The 19,991-nt window shown below is 33.9% G+C and carries 20 protein-coding genes and 2 rRNA genes; 21 read left to right on the forward strand and 1 reads right to left on the reverse strand.

What is annotated here, in order from left to right; translation table 11 throughout:
- From LC076_RS21760 to rsmI, 12 genes are all read left to right on the forward strand, one after another.
- A 23S ribosomal RNA gene (locus LC076_RS21760) occupies window positions 1-96 on the forward strand; the annotation flags it as partial.
- Window positions 97-440: 344 nt separating this feature from the next.
- A 5S ribosomal RNA gene (rrf, locus tag LC076_RS21765) occupies window positions 441-556 on the forward strand.
- 233 nt (window positions 557-789) lie between these two features.
- Window positions 790-1,008, forward strand: coding sequence for a sigma factor G inhibitor Gin (locus LC076_RS21770; protein WP_226671302.1), 219 nt, complete (start codon window positions 790-792; stop codon window positions 1,006-1,008).
- 211 nt (window positions 1,009-1,219) lie between these two features.
- Window positions 1,220-2,662 carry an aminotransferase class I/II-fold pyridoxal phosphate-dependent enzyme gene (locus LC076_RS21775; protein WP_226671252.1) on the forward strand — a complete coding sequence of 481 codons (1,443 nt, stop codon included), beginning with the start codon at window positions 1,220-1,222 and terminating at the stop codon, window positions 2,660-2,662.
- Window positions 2,659-3,288 (forward strand): dTMP kinase, encoded by a 630-nt coding sequence (gene tmk / locus LC076_RS21780; protein ID WP_226671303.1) that lies wholly within the window; start codon window positions 2,659-2,661, stop codon window positions 3,286-3,288. Before LC076_RS21775 ends, tmk begins: the two co-directional genes overlap by 4 nt.
- Before the next feature lie 80 nt (window positions 3,289-3,368).
- Entirely contained in the window at window positions 3,369-3,698 is a 330-nt protein-coding gene (locus LC076_RS21785) for a cyclic-di-AMP receptor (RefSeq protein ID WP_226671253.1), read from the forward strand.
- 40 nt (window positions 3,699-3,738) lie between these two features.
- On the forward strand, window positions 3,739-4,179 hold the full coding sequence (locus tag LC076_RS21790; RefSeq protein ID WP_226671254.1) for a YaaR family protein: 441 nt from the start codon (window positions 3,739-3,741) through the stop codon (window positions 4,177-4,179).
- 13 nt (window positions 4,180-4,192) lie between these two features.
- A complete protein-coding gene (holB, locus tag LC076_RS21795) occupies window positions 4,193-5,185 on the forward strand; it encodes a DNA polymerase III subunit delta' (RefSeq protein WP_226671255.1) in 993 nt (330 codons plus the stop codon).
- A 2-nt stretch (window positions 5,186-5,187) separates the two neighbouring features.
- Window positions 5,188-6,015, forward strand: coding sequence for a stage 0 sporulation family protein (locus LC076_RS21800; RefSeq protein WP_226671256.1), 828 nt, complete (start codon window positions 5,188-5,190; stop codon window positions 6,013-6,015).
- A gap of 13 nt (window positions 6,016-6,028) precedes the next feature.
- Window positions 6,029-6,406, forward strand: coding sequence for a DNA replication initiation control protein YabA (gene yabA, locus LC076_RS21805; RefSeq protein WP_226671257.1), 378 nt, complete (start codon window positions 6,029-6,031; stop codon window positions 6,404-6,406).
- A 119-nt stretch (window positions 6,407-6,525) separates the two neighbouring features.
- Window positions 6,526-7,272 carry a tRNA1(Val) (adenine(37)-N6)-methyltransferase gene (locus LC076_RS21810; RefSeq protein WP_226671258.1) on the forward strand — a complete coding sequence of 249 codons (747 nt, stop codon included), beginning with the start codon at window positions 6,526-6,528 and terminating at the stop codon, window positions 7,270-7,272.
- Window positions 7,273-7,440: 168 nt separating this feature from the next.
- Entirely contained in the window at window positions 7,441-8,319 is an 879-nt protein-coding gene (gene rsmI, locus LC076_RS21815; protein WP_226671259.1) for a 16S rRNA (cytidine(1402)-2'-O)-methyltransferase, read from the forward strand.
- A 44-nt stretch (window positions 8,320-8,363) separates the two neighbouring features.
- Here the strand turns inward: rsmI and LC076_RS21820 are convergent, their stop codons facing one another.
- A complete protein-coding gene (locus LC076_RS21820) occupies window positions 8,364-8,645 on the reverse strand; it encodes an AbrB/MazE/SpoVT family DNA-binding domain-containing protein (protein ID WP_226671260.1) in 282 nt (93 codons plus the stop codon).
- A 761-nt stretch (window positions 8,646-9,406) separates the two neighbouring features.
- Between LC076_RS21820 and metG the strand changes: the two genes are divergently transcribed.
- From metG to ispE, 9 genes are all read left to right on the forward strand, one after another.
- The gene (metG, locus tag LC076_RS21825; RefSeq protein ID WP_226671261.1) at window positions 9,407-11,392 is read left to right on the forward strand and encodes a methionine--tRNA ligase; all 1,986 of its coding nucleotides are present in this window, start codon (window positions 9,407-9,409) and stop codon (window positions 11,390-11,392) included.
- 406 nt (window positions 11,393-11,798) lie between these two features.
- Window positions 11,799-12,569, forward strand: a complete 771-nt coding sequence (locus tag LC076_RS21830) for a TatD family hydrolase (RefSeq protein WP_226671262.1) — start codon at window positions 11,799-11,801, stop codon at window positions 12,567-12,569.
- A gap of 242 nt (window positions 12,570-12,811) precedes the next feature.
- Window positions 12,812-14,005 (forward strand): ubiquitin-like domain-containing protein, encoded by a 1,194-nt coding sequence (locus tag LC076_RS21835; RefSeq protein ID WP_226671263.1) that lies wholly within the window; start codon window positions 12,812-12,814, stop codon window positions 14,003-14,005.
- Between the two features lie 484 nt (window positions 14,006-14,489).
- Window positions 14,490-15,047 (forward strand): ribonuclease M5, encoded by a 558-nt coding sequence (rnmV, locus tag LC076_RS21840; RefSeq protein WP_226671264.1) that lies wholly within the window; start codon window positions 14,490-14,492, stop codon window positions 15,045-15,047.
- Entirely contained in the window at window positions 15,047-15,928 is an 882-nt protein-coding gene (gene rsmA / locus LC076_RS21845; protein WP_226671265.1) for a 16S rRNA (adenine(1518)-N(6)/adenine(1519)-N(6))-dimethyltransferase RsmA, read from the forward strand. The genes rnmV and rsmA overlap by 1 nt, the downstream gene beginning before the upstream one ends.
- Before the next feature lie 598 nt (window positions 15,929-16,526).
- On the forward strand, window positions 16,527-17,408 hold the full coding sequence (yabG, locus tag LC076_RS21850) for a sporulation peptidase YabG (RefSeq protein WP_226671266.1): 882 nt from the start codon (window positions 16,527-16,529) through the stop codon (window positions 17,406-17,408).
- A gap of 658 nt (window positions 17,409-18,066) precedes the next feature.
- On the forward strand, window positions 18,067-18,336 hold the full coding sequence (gene veg / locus LC076_RS21855; protein WP_146950566.1) for a biofilm formation stimulator Veg: 270 nt from the start codon (window positions 18,067-18,069) through the stop codon (window positions 18,334-18,336).
- A 209-nt stretch (window positions 18,337-18,545) separates the two neighbouring features.
- Entirely contained in the window at window positions 18,546-18,731 is a 186-nt protein-coding gene (locus LC076_RS21860) for a small, acid-soluble spore protein, alpha/beta type (protein ID WP_226671267.1), read from the forward strand.
- Window positions 18,732-19,111: 380 nt separating this feature from the next.
- Window positions 19,112-19,981, forward strand: a complete 870-nt coding sequence (gene ispE, locus LC076_RS21865; protein WP_226671304.1) for a 4-(cytidine 5'-diphospho)-2-C-methyl-D-erythritol kinase — start codon at window positions 19,112-19,114, stop codon at window positions 19,979-19,981.
- Window positions 19,982-19,991 lie beyond the last annotated feature (10 nt).

Raw genomic sequence — 19,991 nt, forward strand, 5'->3', positions numbered from 1 at the left:
TAAGATCCCTGAAAGATGATCAGGTTGATAGGTCTGAGGTGGAAGCGCGGTGACGTGTGGAGCTGACAGATACTAATCGATCGAGGACTTAACCTAAATAGAAAAGCGGAAGAAGCCCGCTTAAATCCATAGGGAATTGGAGCGATCGAGTAGAAGTCGTTCTTTGACTTCGTCCGAGAGAGTGAAATTACCGTAGGATTTGGCTTCTGTAGCTGGACAAAGTAAGAGCGAAAACTCAGTGAATTGAATTGTACAATCGTTATCTAGTTTTGAAGGAATATATTATTCCTTTTACTCTGTATAGAGTAAAAGGGTTTCGAGGAACGAACAGTTCAAGGAATCGATCAAGGAGACACCGGAGCGTACTTCAGTACGTGAGGATGTTGACGAAGATCGATGACGCAGAAATGTGAAGTTCATCGGAAGCCGTAAACCAATTATTTGGTGATGATGGCGAAGAGGCCACACCCGTTCCCATGCCGAACACGGAAGTTAAGCTCTTCAGCGCCGATGGTAGTTGGGGGTTTCCCCCTGTGAGAGTAGGACGTCGCCAAGTAAAGAGTGGAAAAGATCAGTAGAGATACTGGTCTTTTTTGTATAGATAAAAGAAAAGCGCTCTGTAAAGGTAAAATTAAAGGTAATCATCAAGTCGATGTAGTTTTACTTTTATTAAAATAAACAAGCACAACGATTAGCACGTAACCATACAGTACTAATATCCATATTAACTTAAACTATTAATTAACCAAATTGTGTATACAATATAGGAAAATGGTAAAACTAAAGAGTATGGAGGTGGAGATTTTGAATTCTACTAGCTTAGCAAGATCAAAAGGGGAAACATGTATTATTTGTGATAAAGAAAAAACGATAGGAATTCATCTCTATACAAGTTTTATATGTGTAGAATGTGAAAATGAAATAACAAGTACACAAACATCTGATGAAAAGTATAAATTCTTTTTAGAAAAATTGAGAAGGGTCAAAAATCCCCCACTCTATTCATAATAGAATAAATATTGAAGGGCTGACATTTGGGTTAGCCTTTTTTATCGTTTAGGATGTTATAAGTTTTAATAGGTAATTGTATTGCACATTTCTTATATTTTTCATTATATATTGCTTTGAATAATTGAAATATATATAAGACTATGTATATACTGTTTCATTAAAGTATTGTTATAATCATTAATATAAATAAAAGGACGTTGATCTATATATGCAAACTCCTCTCTTTACGGCTTTAATGCAACATGCAAAGAGGAAATCTCTGTCCTTTCATGTTCCAGGACACAAAAATGGAAAGGTATTTATGAGACAGGCCGAACAGATTTATAAGGAAGTATTATCTTTAGACGTGACAGAATTAACAGGTTTAGATGATCTTCACCACCCTACTGACGTGATCGCCGAGTCGCAACAGCTAACTGCTGATTTATACGGTGTGAAAAATTCATATTTTCTTGTTAATGGATCAACAGTTGGTAATATGGCCATGATATTAGCCTGTTGTAATGAAGGTGATGAGGTTCTTGTACAAAGAAATTCCCATAAATCCATTATCAATGCTGTACAACTAGCTGGAGCAAGTCCGATATTTTTAACACCAAAAATAGATGCAAATTATCATGTACCAAGCTATGTGGATATGGCAACAATTGAACATGCTATTGATTGTTATCCGAATGCTAAAGCTCTTATTTTATCAAATCCCAATTATTATGGATTAACAGTTAACTTAAATAAAGTTATTCAGCTTGCACATGAGCACCATATACCCGTACTTGTAGATGAAGCACATGGTGCTCATTTCATAGCTGGTAAGGGATTTCCTGCTTCAGCAATTAATGAAGGAGCAGATGTTATTGTCCATTCTGCTCATAAAACGTTGCCTGCAATGACAATGGGTTCTTTTTTACATTATAATAGCAATCTTGTTGACAAAGAGAAGTTAGAATTTTATTTATCGGTGCTGCAAAGTAGTAGCCCCTCATATCCAATCATGGCATCACTTGACTTGGCGAGAGCATATCTTGAAGATGTCATAGGAAATAACGGGACGAATAAAATTTTGAATACAATAAAACTAATAAAAGAACAAATAGAAAAAATAGATGGAATTGAAATTGTTCAGTCAGCAGATCCACTTATTTATACAGATCCATTAAAGTTAACTGTACGTTCAACTACTGGTTTATCTGGATATGAACTTCAGGAATGGTTTGAATGTCAAAACATCTATATTGAACTAGCTGATTTATTCAATGCACTATTAGTTCTCCCATTTGATCATAAAAGAGTTAATTTAGAGCATTTGAATAAAAAAACTCCAAGTACCTCTATATCATTTACTACTAATAAACGGTTACAATTACAATATAAGCAACATAATGGTATGAATCGTTTAGAAAAGCCATATTCATATTTAAAAACATGTGAAAAAGAATGCATTAGATTAGAAGATGCTATTGGTCATATTTCAGCTGAATCAATCATTCCATATCCACCTGGTATTCCGTTCATTATTATAGGTGAGACGATCACAAAAGACGTAATAGAACAATTAAAGGAAATGCTTGAAATAGATATTAATATACAAGGCGATGAAAATATACGTAAAGGAAACATAACGATTTATAGAATAGAAGGTGAGAGATGTTGATGGGGAAATTCATTACCTTTGAAGGTCCAGAAGGTGCTGGAAAAACAACTGTATTAGAATTATTGATGAAGGAATTAACGGAGGCAAACTCTGATATTGTTTTTACTAGAGAGCCAGGTGGTATTCTTATAGCTGAAAAGATCAGAGATGTTATTTTAAATAAAGATCATATAGAAATGGATTCAAGAACTGAGGCCCTTTTATATGCTGCAGCAAGAAGACAGCACTTAGTAGAAAAAGTCATACCAGCTATTAATAGTGGAAGAAATGTATTTTGTGATAGATTCATTGATAGTTCTTTAGCATATCAAGGGTACGCAAGGGGCTTAGGAATTGATGAGGTGCACTCAATAAATGAATTTGCAATTAATGGAGTTATGCCTGATTTAACATTTTATTTTAAAATAGATCCGAAAATTGGACTTGAACGAATTGCTGCTAGTTCCGAAAGAGAGAAAAATCGTCTTGATTTAGAGGATCTTACTTTTCACCAAAAGGTCCAAGAAGGCTACGAAAAGGTAATAGAGAGATATCCAGAAAGAATTGTCATCATCAACGCGGAAAAATCAATTGAGGAAGTAGTAGCTGAAGTAAAACAAGTATTAAAGGAAAATCAATTAATTTAAGGAACTAATCCATTAAATTACCATTAAAGATGCAATGAATACCATAGATGAACGTGTTACAATATAAGGAGGTTTTAATTATGAAGTTAATTATTGTTGTTGTACAAGATCAGGATAGTAATAAGCTATTAAATGCTCTAACTGATCATAATTTTCGCGTAACAAAATTATCAAGTTCAGGTGGATTTCTTAAATCAGGAAATACTACATTTATGATAGGTACAGATGATATTAGAGTAGATAAAGCATTAGACATTGTTAAAGATAACTGTAAATCCAGAGATCAACTTGTTGCACCTGTTTCACCAATGGGTGGTAATGCGGATTCTTTTATTCCATATCCTGTTGAAGTTGAGGTCGGTGGTGCAACCGTATTTGTACTACCTGTGGAACAATTTCATCAGTTTTAGAATATCTGCTGATTTTGAATTGACCATGGAGGGTTAAGTGATGAAGGTAAGTCAGGATATACGCTCAACAATAGAGAAACGGGGATTGGAGCAAAAGATTACACAATCTACCTCTAAAGGATTTCAAGATATGGTTACAAAACAAGGTGATAAGCTTCAAATGGAGCAGCTTAATAAGCTTTTAGTGAATATTGAGGATGCTGGAAGAAGACTATCAAAATCTAGAAATTTCAGTGATCTTTCTAAATATAAGCTTTTAGTGAAGAAATTTATTCATGAAGCTGTTGAATATGGCATGAACATGAAGCAATCAAGAAGTTGGGATTATAACGGAAATAGTCGGTCTTTAAAAATCGTTGAACAGGTAGATAAGTCTTTAATTGATTTAGCTGATGAAATTGTTAACAAAGAAAGCCCTTCAATTGATATCTTATCGAAGATTGGCGAGATTAAAGGCTTACTTATTAACCTTTATACGTAGAGAGTGATGTGCAATGAAAAAAAACTGGCAAGAGCTAGCTTCCTATCAGCCGCGTGTTACTAAACTATTAACAAATAGTATTGAGAAAGAACGTTTAGCACATGCATATTTATTTGAAGGAAAAAAAGGTACAGGAAAAAAAGATGTAGGACTTCTTTTAGCAAAAAGTTTTTTTTGTGAAGATCTTCAAAATTACATTCCTTGTCAAAATTGTAGAAATTGCAAAAGAATTGATTCTGGTAATCATCCAGACGTTCATATTGTTGAACCTGATGGTCTATCTATTAAAAAAGGGCAAATACAAGCATTACAAGAGGAATTTTCTAAGTCTGGTGTAGAATCGAACAAGAAACTTTATATGATTGTTCATGCTGATAAAATGACAATCAATGCAGCAAATAGCCTTTTAAAGTTTTTAGAAGAACCTAATGCAAATACGATTGCAATCCTCTTAACTGAACAGTATCATAAAATGTTGAATACGATTTTATCTCGCTGTCAGCTACTATCTTTTCACCCTTTACAACCAAAAGTCATTCAAGAAACACTTATAGAATCTGGTGTTTCTTCCAATATTGCAGCATTAGTATCACAATTAACAAATGATACTGAGGCAGCATTCGAACTTTCGAAAGATGATTGGTTTGCGCAAGCAAGAATGAAAGTGATAAAATTATATGAAGTGCTTGTTAACCGCAAAGGACAAGCTCCATTATATATACACACAGAGTGGATGATCCACTTTAATGATAAAGAAAAACAAGATACAGGTTTAGACTTACTATTATATCTTTATAAAGATATTTTATCTGTTCAAGTAGGAAACGACGATCAAGTTATTTTTCAAGACATGATTCAGCTTATAAAGCAGCATGCCCTTCAAATGACCCAAAGAAGTGTAACTGAGAAAATTACTTCTATATTAGAAGCTAAAAAAAGGCTTCATGCCAATGTAAATCCACAATTACTGATGGAACAATTGGTTTTAACATTGCAGGAGGGATAGTTTTGTATAATGTTGTAGGAGTTCGCTTTAAGAAAGCGGGCAAAATATATTACTTCGACCCAAGTGGTCTTCATATAAACGATGATGATTTTGTTATAGTTGAAACAATTAGAGGGATTGAATTTGGTAAAGTCGTCCTGAATAATAAAAAAGTTGAGGAACATGATGTTGTTCTTCCCCTGAAGAAGGTCATTAGATTAGCAGATGATAAGGATCGATTGATGGTTCAAGAAAATCTTGATGCAGCCACAGAGGCATATGAAGTTTGTCAGAAGAAAGTTTTAGAACATGGCTTAGATATGAAATTAGTAGATGTTGAATACACATTTGACCGAAATAAAGTAATTTTTTACTTCACAGCAGATGGTCGAGTAGATTTTAGAGAACTTGTTAAGGATTTAGCAGCTATTTTCAAGACGAGAATAGAGCTTAGACAAATTGGTGTTCGTGATGAGGCGAAAATGCTAGGTGGGATAGGTCCTTGTGGGCGAATGCTTTGTTGCTCTACTTTCTTAGGTGACTTTGAACCTGTGTCAATTAAGATGGCTAAAGATCAAAACCTTTCATTAAACCCAACAAAAATATCAGGTCTTTGTGGCCGTTTAATGTGTTGTTTAAAATACGAAAATGATGAATATGAATCAGCGAAAGAGAAATTACCTGATTTAGGTGAACAGATTGCTACTCCTAATGGTTTAGGAAAAGTCGTTGGTTTAAATATTCTAGAACAGGTTATTCAGGTAAAATTAGTTGAACAAGAACGCGTGGTAGAATACACTTGGGATGAATTGCAGAAAGAAGGCTTAGTTCCAATGCAATCCACAGACTGATGAGGTGGAACAAGTGGATAAAAAAGAGATATTTGAATCTGTCAGTAGTATGGAAGAACAAATAGGATCTTTATATACTCAATTAGGTGAGCTAAAGCAACATCTAGGTGAACTAATTGAAGAAAATCACCATTTGCAGATTGAAAATAGCAACTTGCGAAGACGGTTAGATTCTACTATTAATAGTACGAATCAAACTGTAAGAACAAAGAAAACGAAATCAAAGGAAAAGCAGCAAAAAAATCAAAAACAAGTTGTTGATGTTGGTGAAGGATACGACAATTTGGCTCGACTTTATCAAGAGGGCTTTCATATTTGTAATTTACATTATGGTAGTATTCGAAAAGATGGAGATTGTTTATTTTGCTTATCATTTTTAAATAAGAAATAATTAGGCTGACTCATGCTGTTTTGTCCCTCTTAGCATGTAATGAGGGATAAAACATTTTGCAAACGTGTCAGCTTTTTTTTAAGGTGAAAGTTATTGTTTTACATAAGGAGTAATGAATAATGGTTGATTTAATCGGTGATGAAAGACTAGATTATTTATTAGCAGAAGACTTGAGGATCATACAGAGTCCAACCGTCTTTTCTTTTTCATTAGATGCTGTTTTACTTTCAAGATTTGCCTATATGCCAATCCAAAAAGGGCAAATTCTAGATTTATGCACGGGGAATGGGATTGTTCCATTAATCTTAAGCACAAGAACTAAAGGTGAGATTACTGCTGTAGAAATTCAGGAAAGACTATATCATATGGCCGTTCGAAGTGTTCAATATAATAAACTTGAAAAGCAAATTCACTTAATTCATGGTGATCTTAAGGATATGCCAGAAAAGCTTGGACATAAAGAATTTGATGTTATTACCTGTAATCCACCTTATTTTGCTACATCACAGAAAGATGTACAAAATAGTAATGAACATTTTGCGATTGCTAGACATGAAATTCTTTGTACATTAGATGATGTAATAAGGGTTTGTAGTAAACTTGTTAAACAAGGTGGGAAAGTAGCCCTTGTTCATAGACCAGGTCGTTTAATAGATATAGTTGAGCAAATGAGGAAATATGATATTGAACCTAAGAGAATTCAATTTGTCTATCCTAAAAAAGGCAAAGAAGCAAATATCTTGTTAATCGAAGGTATCAAATTAGGGAAATCTGATCTAAAATTACTGCCTCCGATATTTGTTTATAATGAAAATAATGAATACACACCAGAAATAAGAAAGATTCTATATGGTGATAAGGAATAAAGATCTTGGGTTTAAACATCTTATATGATTGTAAAAAAAGCCCATGAACTCCCATCAACCAGTCGCAAACTGCTCTAGAGATCTGAGATTTCATAATCAATGAAACTAATTTACTTAGAGTGCAAATCATTAAAAATAAAGAATTGATAAAGAGTAGGTGAAGGTAGAGTGTTAACACAACAAAAGAGTTTTATAACTACTGATCACCATGTAGGTAGTTTATATTTGGTGCCAACTCCAATTGGTAATTTAGAGGATATGACATATAGAGCAGTTAATATTCTAAAAGTAGTAGACATGATTGCAGCAGAGGATACAAGACAATCGAAAAAGTTATGTAATCACTTTGAAATTGACACACCCATTTTTAGTTATCATGAACATAATAAAGAGTCAAGAGGGCATCGGGTGATAGAATTATTAGAGCAGGGGAAAGATATTGCATTGATTAGTGATGCAGGTATGCCAACTATATCTGATCCAGGAAGTGAATTGGTTAAACAGGTTTTAGCAATAGGTGGACATGTTATTCCTCTTCCAGGAGCTAATGCTGCATTAACTGCATTGATTGCATCTGGTATCGAGCCACAGCCTTTTTACTTTTTTGGTTTTTTAGATCGTCAAAAAAAGGAGAAGAAGAACCAGCTCGATTGGTTAAAAACAAAACCTGAAACAATCATATTTTATGAATCACCACACCGATTAAAAGAAACGCTACAACTATTGCATGAATATTTTGGAAATCGTTCAATTTGTCTTTCAAGAGAATTAACGAAGAAATTTGAAGAATTCATTCGTGGAAATGTAGAAGATGTGATTGCTTGGTCAGAGAATAATGATATACGCGGTGAATTTTGTATTGTTATAGAGGGAAGTGCTGAGGAACACTTGGTAGATACTCATAGTTGGTGGCAAGATCTTAGTATTGCAGATCATGTTGAACATTACATAACTAATGATTTTCCTTCTAAAGAAGCAATCAAGAAGGTTGCTTCAGATAGAAAAATTCAAAAACGAGAGGTTTATCAAGCCTATCATATTGATTAGAAAAACAAAAAAAGGATGAGCAATCATCCTTTTTTGTTTGTTTATTATTTTTCAACTAATTGACTTTGAATTTCAGATAAAATTTGTTCTGCACCTTCACGGCTTAAAACTAATTTTCCGTTTGCTAATGCAAGGTTGTTATCAGAAACTTCCCCAGTAACTTGGCAAGTCATATTAGGTTTATATTTTTTAAGGATGATTTTTTCATCATCAACATAAATTTCTAAAGCATCTTTTTCTGCAATACCTAATGTACGGCGTAATTCGATAGGAATAACCACACGGCCTAATTCGTCAACTTTTCTTACAATACCAGTAGATTTCATAATATTATAATCTCCTCTCAGATTTAACATATCTATATTTTTATATTTTGGTTAACTTCGTCAATATTCGACAAAAACTGATTTGCTTTTTAAGCATATCAGTGTTTCCAATTTACGTCAATCATTTTTATTATTTTTCCATATGAAAAAATTGTGAATATGTTAAAACCTTGTCTTTAAAGGATTTTAATTAATATATACCCTCAGATAAAGGAATTAAAACCTTATTTTGGAAGACGAAATATGTAAATTACATACATCTTTTTTGAAGCTTGGACTACCTTATTTCGACATTTATCCAATAATATTCGACAAAATACCATTTTCCTTTTGTCGAATTAATGTCGAATCAAATAAATATTAATTCTTTATGTATATATTCTTGATATTAGAGGCTAAGATGTTATCATAAAGAGTGTGAAAAGACGCTCTTAAGCCTGTTTTGTTAAACTTATTACCATATATATATCATTGAAAGATCTTAATGGATGTTAGTATTAGACCATGGGGATTGGCTGATTCTCATTCAATCCATTGAACGAAGTACTTACCGCTCTCGTCCTTAAGGGCGAGGGCTTTTTAAATGGGGAATTTTCATTTATAACTAAAGCTATACATATTAAGGGATCCCATATTCTTAATTGTGATCATGTAAATGCAGCGTTTCCGCGAATTTACATAACTAATCATTATTACGAATCAATTAAATAAATCAGTGTTTTACTAGGCTTGATCACGCTAATGCTCAGGGAGGTATCATAATGGAAAACAATCAAAATACATTTTATATTACAACTCCAATTTATTATCCAAGTGGAAAACTTCATATTGGACATGCTTATACGACAGTAGCAGGAGATGCTATGGCTCGCTATAAAAGAATGAGAGGATTCGACGTTATGTACTTAACAGGTACTGACGAACATGGGCAAAAGATTCAACGAAAAGCTGAAGAAACAAATGTTACACCACAGCATTATGTTGATGAGATCGTTTCTGGTATCAGAGATCTCTGGGGTAAAATGGATATATCATATGATGATTTTATTAGAACAACAGAAACTCGACATAAAAGTGTAGTAGAGAAAATATTCTCCAAGCTTCTAGAGCAGGGAGATATTTATCTGGATGAATATGAAGGCTGGTATTCTGTTCCAGATGAAACTTTTTATACAGAGTTACAGCTAGTCGATCCAATAAAGGAAAACGGCAAAATAGTCGGAGGGAAAAGTCCAGATAGTGGACATCCTGTTGAATTAGTAAAAGAAGAATCTTATTTCTTTAAAATGAGTAAATATGCTGATCGTCTTCTTGCTTTTTACGAAGAAAATCCGGAATTTATTCAACCTGAATCAAGGAAAAATGAAATGGTTAATAACTTCATTAAACCAGGCCTTGAGGATTTAGCTGTTTCACGTACTACTTTTGATTGGGGTGTAAAGGTTCCTGGTGATCCAAAGCATGTCATTTATGTCTGGATAGATGCTCTTTCAAATTATATAACTGCACTAGGATATGGTACGGACCAAGATGATAAATATAAAAAATACTGGCCAGCTGATGTACATATTGTAGGGAAAGAGATTGTACGTTTTCACACGATTTATTGGCCAATTATGCTAATGGCATTAGATTTACCGTTACCTAAAAAAGTTTTTGCACATGGTTGGTTGCTGATGAAAGACGGGAAGATGTCTAAATCCAAGGGAAATGTTGTGGATCCAGTAACATTGATTGATAAATATGGTTTAGATGCTCTTAGATACTATCTTCTTAGAGAAGTTCCATTTGGCTCAGATGGTGTTTTTACACCAGAAGGCTTTATAGATAGAGTAAATTATGACTTAGCGAATGATTTAGGGAATTTATTAAACCGTACAGTTGCCATGATAGATAAATATTTTGATGGTCAAGTTCCTGCATATATAGGTAGTAAAACAGATTTTGATCATGATCTAGTAGCGATATCAAAGAACACGATATCAAAATATGAAGAAGCAATGGATAAAATGGAATTTTCAATCGCTTTATCATCTTTATGGCAGTTTATAAGTCGTACCAATAAATATATCGATGAAACGCAACCATGGGTGCTGGCTAAAGATGAAGAAAGTCATGACAAATTAGGATCAGTTATGGTTCACTTAGCGGAATCTTTACGTATCACAGCTGTTTTACTAAAACCATTCTTAACAGAGACACCAGCAAAAATATTTAGCCAACTTGGAGTTGAAGACGAAGGAAAACAGAATTGGGAAAGCTTATCTACATTTGGTCAAATTAACAAAACAAAGGTTAATAAGCAATCCCCAATTTTCCCACGTCTAGAGGTTGAAGAAGAGGTAGAGTTTATCAAAGCACAAATGAAAGGATCTGCTCCTATTGAAGAAGAGAAAAAGGAACAGATACCACCTACTATAGAAGAAGAAATAATGATCGATGATTTCATGAAGGTAGATATGCGAGTGGCAGAGGTTATTCATGCTGAACCTGTGAAGAAAGCAGATCGCCTCCTAAAACTTCAACTTGATCTTGGTTATGAAAAAAGACAAGTAGTATCTGGAATCGCCAAATTTTATAAACCTGAGGATCTTATCGGGAAAAAAGTAATTTGTATAGTTAACTTAAAACCGGTAAAACTTCGTGGTGAGCTTTCACAAGGAATGATCTTAGCAGGTTCACAGGATGATGTTTTATCAGTAGCAACAGTGGATAACAGTCTTCCAAATGGATCCAAAGTAAAATAATAAAAAAGCCAAGTGTCTTGTTTTTTACAAGATACTTGTGTTTTTTAAAGGCTCTTTTCTGAAAGATTGTTGCTAATTTTCCCAATATTGCCGTTTAAACATTTATCTTATTGCATAATAAGTACTATTCTAATAAGAAAAGATGTCACGATGCTTGATAAAGTGCTGTTTACTTGGAGTGGTTAAAAACAACAAAGTTTGCGAAAACAGCCTTTTTAAAGAGTAAGTTTTCCGGGCAAGATCAACTCAAGGGGTCTAGCCAAATATGAACCTTATGCTTTTCGCCTAAAGCTAAGGTCCTGGAAGTTTTTTAGAAAAAAAGGTCTAAATAAAGTGTTCCACGTGTAACATTTTGTTGAAGTCCTTTTTCTTATGTCGAAATAAAATAAGAAAGTAGGAATTAATAATGCTTTTTGATACACATGCTCATTTAAATGCTATCCAATACGAGGAAGACTTGGAAGAGGTTATACAACGAGCTGTTTCTGAAAATGTTACTCATATTGTTGTAGTTGGATTTGATCGTCAAACAATTACAAAAGCAATGGAGCTTACGAATAATTACGATATGATTTATGCAGCTGTTGGTTGGCATCCAGTTGATGCGATAGACATGACAGATGAAGATTTAGCATGGATAAAAGAACTATCGTCTCACCCAAAGGTAGTAGCAATTGGAGAAATGGGATTGGATTACTATTGGGATAAGTCTCCAAAGGATATTCAAAAGGATGTTTTTCGAAAGCAAATTCAACTTGCTAAAGAAGTAAATCTGCCTATTATTATTCATAACCGGGACGCAACAGAGGATGTTGTAAGCATACTACAAGAAGAAAATGCAAGTGATGTTGGTGGAATCATGCATTGTTTTACTGGAAGTGCTGAAGTAGCAAAGCAATGCTTAGATATGAACTTCTACATATCATTTGGTGGGCCTGTAACATTTAAAAATGCGAAGAAACCAAAGGAAGTTGCTAAAGAAATACCAATGGATCGATTACTAATTGAAACAGATTGCCCATATTTAACACCACATCCATTTAGAGGTAAACGTAATGAGCCTAGCTATGTAAAATATGTAGCAGAGCAGATTGCTGAGCTAAGGGAAATGGATTATGAGGATTTTGCTCAAAAAACATCCGACAACGCAAGAAAAGTATTCGGCATAACTCGATAACGAACGGTGTCGAGTTGTGCAAAAGCTTGTCCAGATTATGAGTAAAATCAATTAGTTCTACATGTCTTTTCTTTTTCATAGGATAACTTTGTCGAGAACTCTTTCTTCCCTTTTTTCTTTTTGTTAAGCATAATAATGAGTACGTTGGAAAAATGAGACAACGTTAGAAGGGTTGACAAGATGAAAGATACTCTATATAATCCACGAGGAAGAAGGAGGCGTTTTTCATTTTATTTGAAAATGTGAAAAAACTGTTTTCCGAAAGGTTGAAAAAGAACAAAATTGTCCTATCTGCTACTAGTTTACTAGTATTAGGAGCTGGAACGGCCTATGGTACCTATGAGGGAACAAAGGAAACTGTTTCATTAACTATTGATGGTAAAGAAGAAAAGATCCGAACACATGCAGATACAGTTAATGATCTATTGGCTGAAAAAGATATAGATACCAGAAAAGAAGATGTAATATCACCAGCAAGCGATGAGAAAATCAAAGACAATATGAAGATTGTTTATAAAGCTGCTAAACCAATAAAGGTTGCAATAGGTGATGAACGAAGGACAATTTGGTCTTCTGCGGACACAGTAAAAGAACTAATCGAGCAAGAAAATCTAGATGTGACAGAGCATGATAAAATTAACCCAGCTTTAGATACTGCAATTAAAAAGGATTTGTCATTAACAATAGATAAAGCATTTAAAATTGCTCTAAACGTTGGCGAAACTAAACAACAGGTATGGACTACTTCGACTACGGTCGCTGACTTTTTAAAACAACAAAATGTTGAATTAAATGAACTTGATAAAATAGAGCCTGCTCTCACGGAAGAAATAAACGAAAAGAGTCAGGTGATTGTTACTAGAATAGAAAAAGTCACCGATGTAGTGGAAGAACCAATTGCTTTTGATGTTGTTAAGAAGAATGATAGCAGCATTGAAAAAGGGCAACAGAAGGTTATTGATACAGGTAAAGAAGGTAAACAAAAGAAGCATTACGAAGTTGTATTAGAAAACGGTAAAGAAATTTCCAGGGATTTAATTAAAACTGAAACTGTTGAGGAAAGTCAGGATCGAGTAGTTGCATTAGGAACGAAGGTTGTTCAACAAGCAAGTACAGCAACTGTTTCTCGTGGAAACGATTCTGTTTCAAAAGAATTTTATGCCCACTCAACAGCATATACAGCGAACTGTAATGGATGTTCAGGAAATACAGCAACTGGGATTAACTTAAGAGCAAATCCTAATGCGAAAGTTGTTGCGGTAGATCCAAGTGTTATCCCACTTGGTACAAAAGTATATGTCGAAGGCTATGGATATGCAGTTGCAGCAGATACTGGTTCTGCTATTAAAGGTAATAAAATTGATGTGTTTTTCTCATCAAAATCAGCTGCCTATCGATGGGGTTCGAAAAAAGTTAAGGTGAAAATATTAGAATGAAGTTTTACAGAGGGTTTATTAATCCTCTGTTTTTTTTAGGCTCTTTTCGTAAACTTTGTTGCTTTTTAAAATAAATTTCAAAAAATATCCCTGTAAGGATGGAAGAAAAGAGCTGCTCTCCCGATTCAGAAAGAAAATCCCTTGTATCCAGGGGAAAAATCCGGCTCCTGGGCTCCTGGGTTTTTTCCGAGAGCAACAATCTATGCGAAAACAACCTTTTTTTATAAGGTCAGAAAAAATAGGTTTGTTTCCATTATGTTAGTATCTTTATGCTTGAGCTAAGGGCTAACTGCCTTACGTTTTTCTTGAAATGTTACAATAATTAGAGCTAATCCTTTTGTTCAATTTTAATGAAGTATATACTTTTAGTATGCTTTACATACATAATATTGGAGAAACTAAAAATAGTGTAAAAGAGTTTAATTCTTTCTTCAGTATTTAGACGTATTAATGACTAGGAAAGTTTCATTATTTGGAGGAAAAAATGAAAATTAAAGAAATTATTGTTGTTGAGGGGAAAGATGATACAACAGCCATTAAACGAGCGGTAGACGCCGATACAATTGAAACAAATGGATCTTCTATTGGAGAGACTGTTATAGAGCAAATAAAGCTTGCTCAAAAAACTAGAGGTGTTATTTTATTTACAGATCCTGATTTTCCAGGTGAAAAAATAAGAAAAACAATATCTGATCAAATAGCTGGTTGTAAGCATGCATTTATACCTAAAAATGATGCAAGGCCAAAAAGAGGAAGAGGAATTGGTGTTGAACATGCATCACCTGAGGCAATTCGTTTAGCTTTACAATCTGTGAAAGAAGAAATGGAAGAATACATTAGCGATATTTCTTTTGATGATTTAGTTGATGCAGGTTTAATTGGCGGTAGCCGAGCAAAGGCTAGACGTGAAAAATTAGGAATTATTTTAAAAATTGGCTATACAAATGGAAAACAACTTCATAAAAGAATACAAATGTTTCAAATAACGAAAGAAGAATATGTTGAAGCAATAAACATAATCCTACAGGAGGAAAAGAATTAATGATGAAAGATATTGCAACTCCAGTCAGAACAAAAGCCATTTTAGAAAAGTATGGTTTTTCATTCAAAAAAAGCCTAGGTCAAAATTTTCTAATAGAGCCAAATGTTCTTTCTAGAATTGTTGATCATGCGGAAGTAACAGATAAAACAGGAGTAATAGAAATAGGACCAGGAATAGGTGCATTAACAGAGCAGCTAGCAAGAAGAGCTAAAAAAGTGGTTGCTTTTGAAATTGATCAACGTTTACTTCCAATTTTAAAGGAAACACTAGATCCTTATCCAAATGTTAAGGTGATTCATCAAGATGTTTTAGAGGCTAACTTACAGGAAGCTATTAGTGAAAATTTTAATGATTGTGAAGAGATTATGGTTGTGGCAAACCTGCCTTATTATGTGACAACACCCATTATTATGAAGCTACTAGAGGAAAAGCTACCACTTAAAGGTATTGTTGTTATGCTACAAAAAGAGGTTGCAGATCGAATTGCGGCAAGTCCTTCAACAAAGGAATATGGATCATTATCTATTGCCGTACAATATTACACTGAAGCTAAGACAGTGATGACAGTTCCTAAAACGGTGTTTGTACCACAGCCTAATGTGGATTCAGCTATTATTCGTTTATTAGTTAGAGAAAAGCCATTGGTTACTGTGAAAAATGAAGAGTTCTTTTTCCAAATCATACGAGCTGGTTTTGCACAAAGAAGAAAAACAATATTAAATAATCTTGTTCACTTTTTACCAAATGGAAAAGAGTCAAAGCTTAAAATTGAAGAAACATTAGCAGACATAAATATCGACAGTAGAAGAAGAGGTGAAACTCTGTCTATTGAAGAGTTCGCTTTATTAAGTGAAGCATTAGACAAGGGTTTAATGAAGTAAATATATAGAAGAAGATCGTTAATAGTAAAGAGGTTGGGACATAAGTATTTAAGCTGATGATAAACCCGAATTATTAGGTGATATGTCAATTAAACATTCGCCTAATAGTTCGGGTTTTTATTTGCCGTCTTCAATAGGTTTTTTGATTTTGTTTATCATTTTTAAGAACTAGTGGAATGGAGCGGAAGACACTAGACTCCTACGGGAATAGAGGAAAGGCTGAGACCCCGCAGGCGCTTGCGTCGAGGAGGCTCAGCTTCCTCCCCGTGGAAAGCAGTGTCTGCAGCGCAATGGAACGAACTTGTTTCTTTTAACTTAACTTAATTTAGAATTTATTCGTCTTTTTTATGACTTCTTTAATTATGTCCTAGCCTCTTTTTTGTTTGGTTTATTTTCTTGTAAAATTACGTTGAATGTAGAGAATCCTATAAAAGAGAAAACAACTACCATCTTTATCACCAAATGAGAAATATTTCATAGGCTAGAAAAGGATACTTTTTATACTACGGAACTTTGATATGAGGGATGTAGAGAAATATCCATTCTTTTATTATCAAAGCCAATCGTTTAAGTGAATCATTCATTGGAGTGATAGAATATGCACGTGAAAATCGGAGATGTAGTAGGACGGCAGTCTTATCAGCTAGATGTTTTATTTAGAGTCATTGATGTAAAAACAACTGCTGATGGTGAGCAGATCGCAATCTTATATGGTGATGAAGTAAGGTTAATTGCTGATGCGAATTGCAGTGATTTAGTCGTTATAGACGAAACTGAGAGAAATAGTCGTAAATTAAAGGAAAAAGAGCGGATTGATCAATCTTACTTTTTATTTAGACAGGATTATCAGTTACTAAGGGAAAAGCAGGAATATACAGCAACTTCAAGTTATAGCCATAATGAAGAGTTTTTTCATTTACCAGGAAGAGTGTTACATGTTGATGGAGATCCATTGTATCTACAAAAATGTTTATCTTTATATGAAAAGATAGGTGTACCAGTAAATGGTGTTCATGTTAAAGAAAAAGAAATGCCAGAAAAAATTGGAGAACTCCTTACTAAATATCGACCAGATATCCTTGTAGTAACAGGACATGATGCTTATTCAAAACATAAAGGAGAAGTTGATGATATAAATGCTTATCGTCATTCAAAACACTTTGTTCAAACGGTTCGCAATGCGAGGAACAAAGTACCACATCTTGATCAGCTAGTTATCTTTGCTGGTGCTTGTCAATCACATTTTGAATCATTAATAAGAGCAGGGGCAAATTTTGCTAGCTCTCCTTCTAGAGTGAACATCCATGCTCTAGATCCAGTGTATATTGTTGCAAAGATTAGTTTTACTCCTTTTGTAGAAAGAATTAATGTATGGGATGTTTTAAGAAATACGTTAACAAGAGAAAAAGGACTTGGTGGAGTAGAGACGAAAGGCGTCTTACGTACAGGTATGCCATTTAGAAAGCATTCATCACAATAATATTGGGCCGCTTACAACTATGAAAAATGTAAGTGGCTTTTTATATGACTCTTTTATATTTTATTGTTGATTTCCGTAATAGGCATTCACTATCCTAGAAAGAAGTTCATTTTTTCCTAGGTAGGAATAATGAAAATGTCCAATCACTTGCTTTTCAAAGGTCAATTCTTCCTGGGTCTGAGATCCTTACCGTAAGCTGTGCACCTGCGGTATAATCCTTTAACACGCTACTCTAAATAGGAATCTTCATATATTCAACTCCAATTAAATTAATTTAATTTCTTATTAAAACAGTGCCTTATAAAAAGATTGATATTAATAAATCATGATAAAAAAAACTACTTTTTTTGATAAATTACTACCTTCTTTCCTTCTTATATCTTATTGATCATTTACGTTTTTTAAAAGAATATAGTAAGAAAAATAAAGTGGAAGAAGAGTTTTTATATAAAAATCATGAACAATTTTAGTAATTAATTAAAAAACATTCATTTTTAGTACATAAAATGGGACAAGTATGTTCACACTATAACTGAAGAAATGAGAAAATTGTTGAAAATAATTTATTGACAGTGAGGAAAAAATACTGTTATAATTTAAATTTTATTTGACTTACATAGGCTCAAGGTTGTATAATTATACTAGTGAGGTGGATGCAATGGGAAAAACTCTAACGGATATTAAAAAATCCTTGGACGGTAATCTTGGCAGACGACTAACTCTTAGAGCAAACGGTGGTCGAAGAAAAACGATAGAACGCTGTGGTGTGCTTGCAGAAACCTATCCATCTGTCTTTGTTATTGAGCTTGATCAAGATGAAAATTCATTTGAACGTGTATCTTATAGTTATGCTGATGTGTTAACTGAAACAGTACAATTAACATTCTTAGAAGATGCAGCTGGTTCAATTGCAGTTAGTGGACAGTAGACAATAATTGTTTACTGTTTTTTCTTTTGTTTAGAATCTTTTCGAAAATTTATTGTTTAAGGCTGTTTGTCAAAGTCCATGAAGACAACCTCTTATAGACAAATTAACTTTTGTATAAATTACTCATAATCATCCAATAATATAAATGTTGCACGTTCTAAGCTTCTTTGAAGAATTCCTGCTTATCCTTTGAAAGGGTGTGTTTGGTAATGAGTAGACGTCGTGGAATTATGTCTGAAGGCTTTAAATATGAATTAGCGAAAGACTTAGGATTTTACGAAACGGTAAAAGAAGAAGGCTGGGGTGCAATTCGATCACGTGATGCTGGAAATATGGTGAAGCGTGCAATTGAGTTAGCGGAAATGCAGTTAGCGCAACAAAATAATAAAGGTTAATGAAAGCAATGGGGTTGACTAAAAGGCTTTGTATTTTCATACGATGCTTAATTTGGTCAGCCCTTTCTTTCTATTCATTTTGAATTCGTATTTAGTTCTAACAGGTAAAGACGTCAATTAGCAAAAAATGCCTTAAATAACATTTGTGTCGTGTGAAGTCAGGCGTCGGATCTAATGAAAATAATCGGACATGAAAGCTCAATTCTATTTAACAATAAGCTTGTTGTTTAAGCTAAGAGCCTGCTCCTTTAATCATAGTTTAACCTTACAAAAGGTAAAATCGAATAGTAGGATGTTGAATTGTCGAAAAAAGCAGTACGTTACAAGCTTTTGTGGTACAATGTTGATACAATTTTAGATCGTTTAAGTAGGTGATTATAATACGTGTTTTAGAAAAAGCACCAGCCAAAATAAATTTGTCATTAGATGTACTTCATAAACGCAAGGATGGGTTTCATGAAGTAGAAATGATTATGACAACAATTGATCTAGCAGATCGTGTAGAATTAGTTGATTTACCATATGAAGATATTCGAATTGTATCTCATAATCGATTTGTTCCAGATGATCAACGAAACTTAGCTTATCAAGCAGCTAAGTTGTTAAAAGAACGCTATAACATAAATAAGGGTATTTCGATTTCTATTACAAAGACAATTCCGGTTGCAGCAGGTTTAGCGGGTGGAAGTAGTGACGCAGCAGCAACATTACGTGGTTTAAATCGTCTTTGGAATTTAGGATTATCTCTTGATGAACTTGCTCAAATAGGAGCAGAAATTGGATCTGATGTTTCCTTCTGTGTATATGGAGGAACAGCATTAGCTACAGGTCGCGGAGAGATTATTCAACATATTGAGCCGCCGCCACATTGTTGGGTAGTGTTGGCAAAACCAACAATAGGTGTTTCAACAGCAGATGTTTATAGAAACCTTAAAGTTGATTCTATTAAACACCCTGATGTCAAAGGTATGGTTAAAGCTTTAAGTGATAGTGATTATGATGGCATTTGCAACTTGATGGGAAATGTCTTAGAAAGTGTAACTCTACATATGCATCCTGAAGTTGCGAATATAAAAGATCAGATGAAAAGGTTTGGAGCTGACGCTGTCTTGATGAGTGGAAGCGGACCAACTGTCTTTGGTTTAGTTCAATATGAATCACGCTTGGCAAGAGTTTATAATGGCTTGCGAGGTTTTTGTGATCAAGTTTTTGCAGTGAGAATGCTGGGTGATGTAAACAGCCTTGATTAAATACGGATAT

The organism is Metabacillus litoralis, from assembly GCF_020524045.1.
Taxonomy (GTDB): Bacteria; Bacillota; Bacilli; order Bacillales; family Bacillaceae; genus Metabacillus; species Metabacillus litoralis_C.

Coding starts and splice junctions, on each gene's coding strand:
- LC076_RS21770 (WP_226671302.1), top strand. CDS start 790: ATGGAGGTGGAGATTTTGAATTCTACTAGCTTAGCAAGATCAAAAGGG.
- rnmV (WP_226671264.1), top strand. CDS start 14,490: ATGAAAATTAAAGAAATTATTGTTGTTGAGGGGAAAGATGATACAACA.
- LC076_RS21830 (WP_226671262.1), top strand. CDS start 11,799: ATGCTTTTTGATACACATGCTCATTTAAATGCTATCCAATACGAGGAA.
- veg (WP_146950566.1), top strand. CDS start 18,067: ATGGGAAAAACTCTAACGGATATTAAAAAATCCTTGGACGGTAATCTT.
- rsmA (WP_226671265.1), top strand. CDS start 15,047: ATGATGAAAGATATTGCAACTCCAGTCAGAACAAAAGCCATTTTAGAA.
- LC076_RS21810 (WP_226671258.1), top strand. CDS start 6,526: ATGGTTGATTTAATCGGTGATGAAAGACTAGATTATTTATTAGCAGAA.
- LC076_RS21775 (WP_226671252.1), top strand. CDS start 1,220: ATGCAAACTCCTCTCTTTACGGCTTTAATGCAACATGCAAAGAGGAAA.
- LC076_RS21820 (WP_226671260.1), bottom strand. CDS start 8,645: ATGAAATCTACTGGTATTGTAAGAAAAGTTGACGAATTAGGCCGTGTG.
- metG (WP_226671261.1), top strand. CDS start 9,407: ATGGAAAACAATCAAAATACATTTTATATTACAACTCCAATTTATTAT.
- holB (WP_226671255.1), top strand. CDS start 4,193: ATGAAAAAAAACTGGCAAGAGCTAGCTTCCTATCAGCCGCGTGTTACT.
- LC076_RS21860 (WP_226671267.1), top strand. CDS start 18,546: ATGAGTAGACGTCGTGGAATTATGTCTGAAGGCTTTAAATATGAATTA.
- LC076_RS21790 (WP_226671254.1), top strand. CDS start 3,739: ATGAAGGTAAGTCAGGATATACGCTCAACAATAGAGAAACGGGGATTG.
- LC076_RS21785 (WP_226671253.1), top strand. CDS start 3,369: ATGAAGTTAATTATTGTTGTTGTACAAGATCAGGATAGTAATAAGCTA.
- yabG (WP_226671266.1), top strand. CDS start 16,527: ATGCACGTGAAAATCGGAGATGTAGTAGGACGGCAGTCTTATCAGCTA.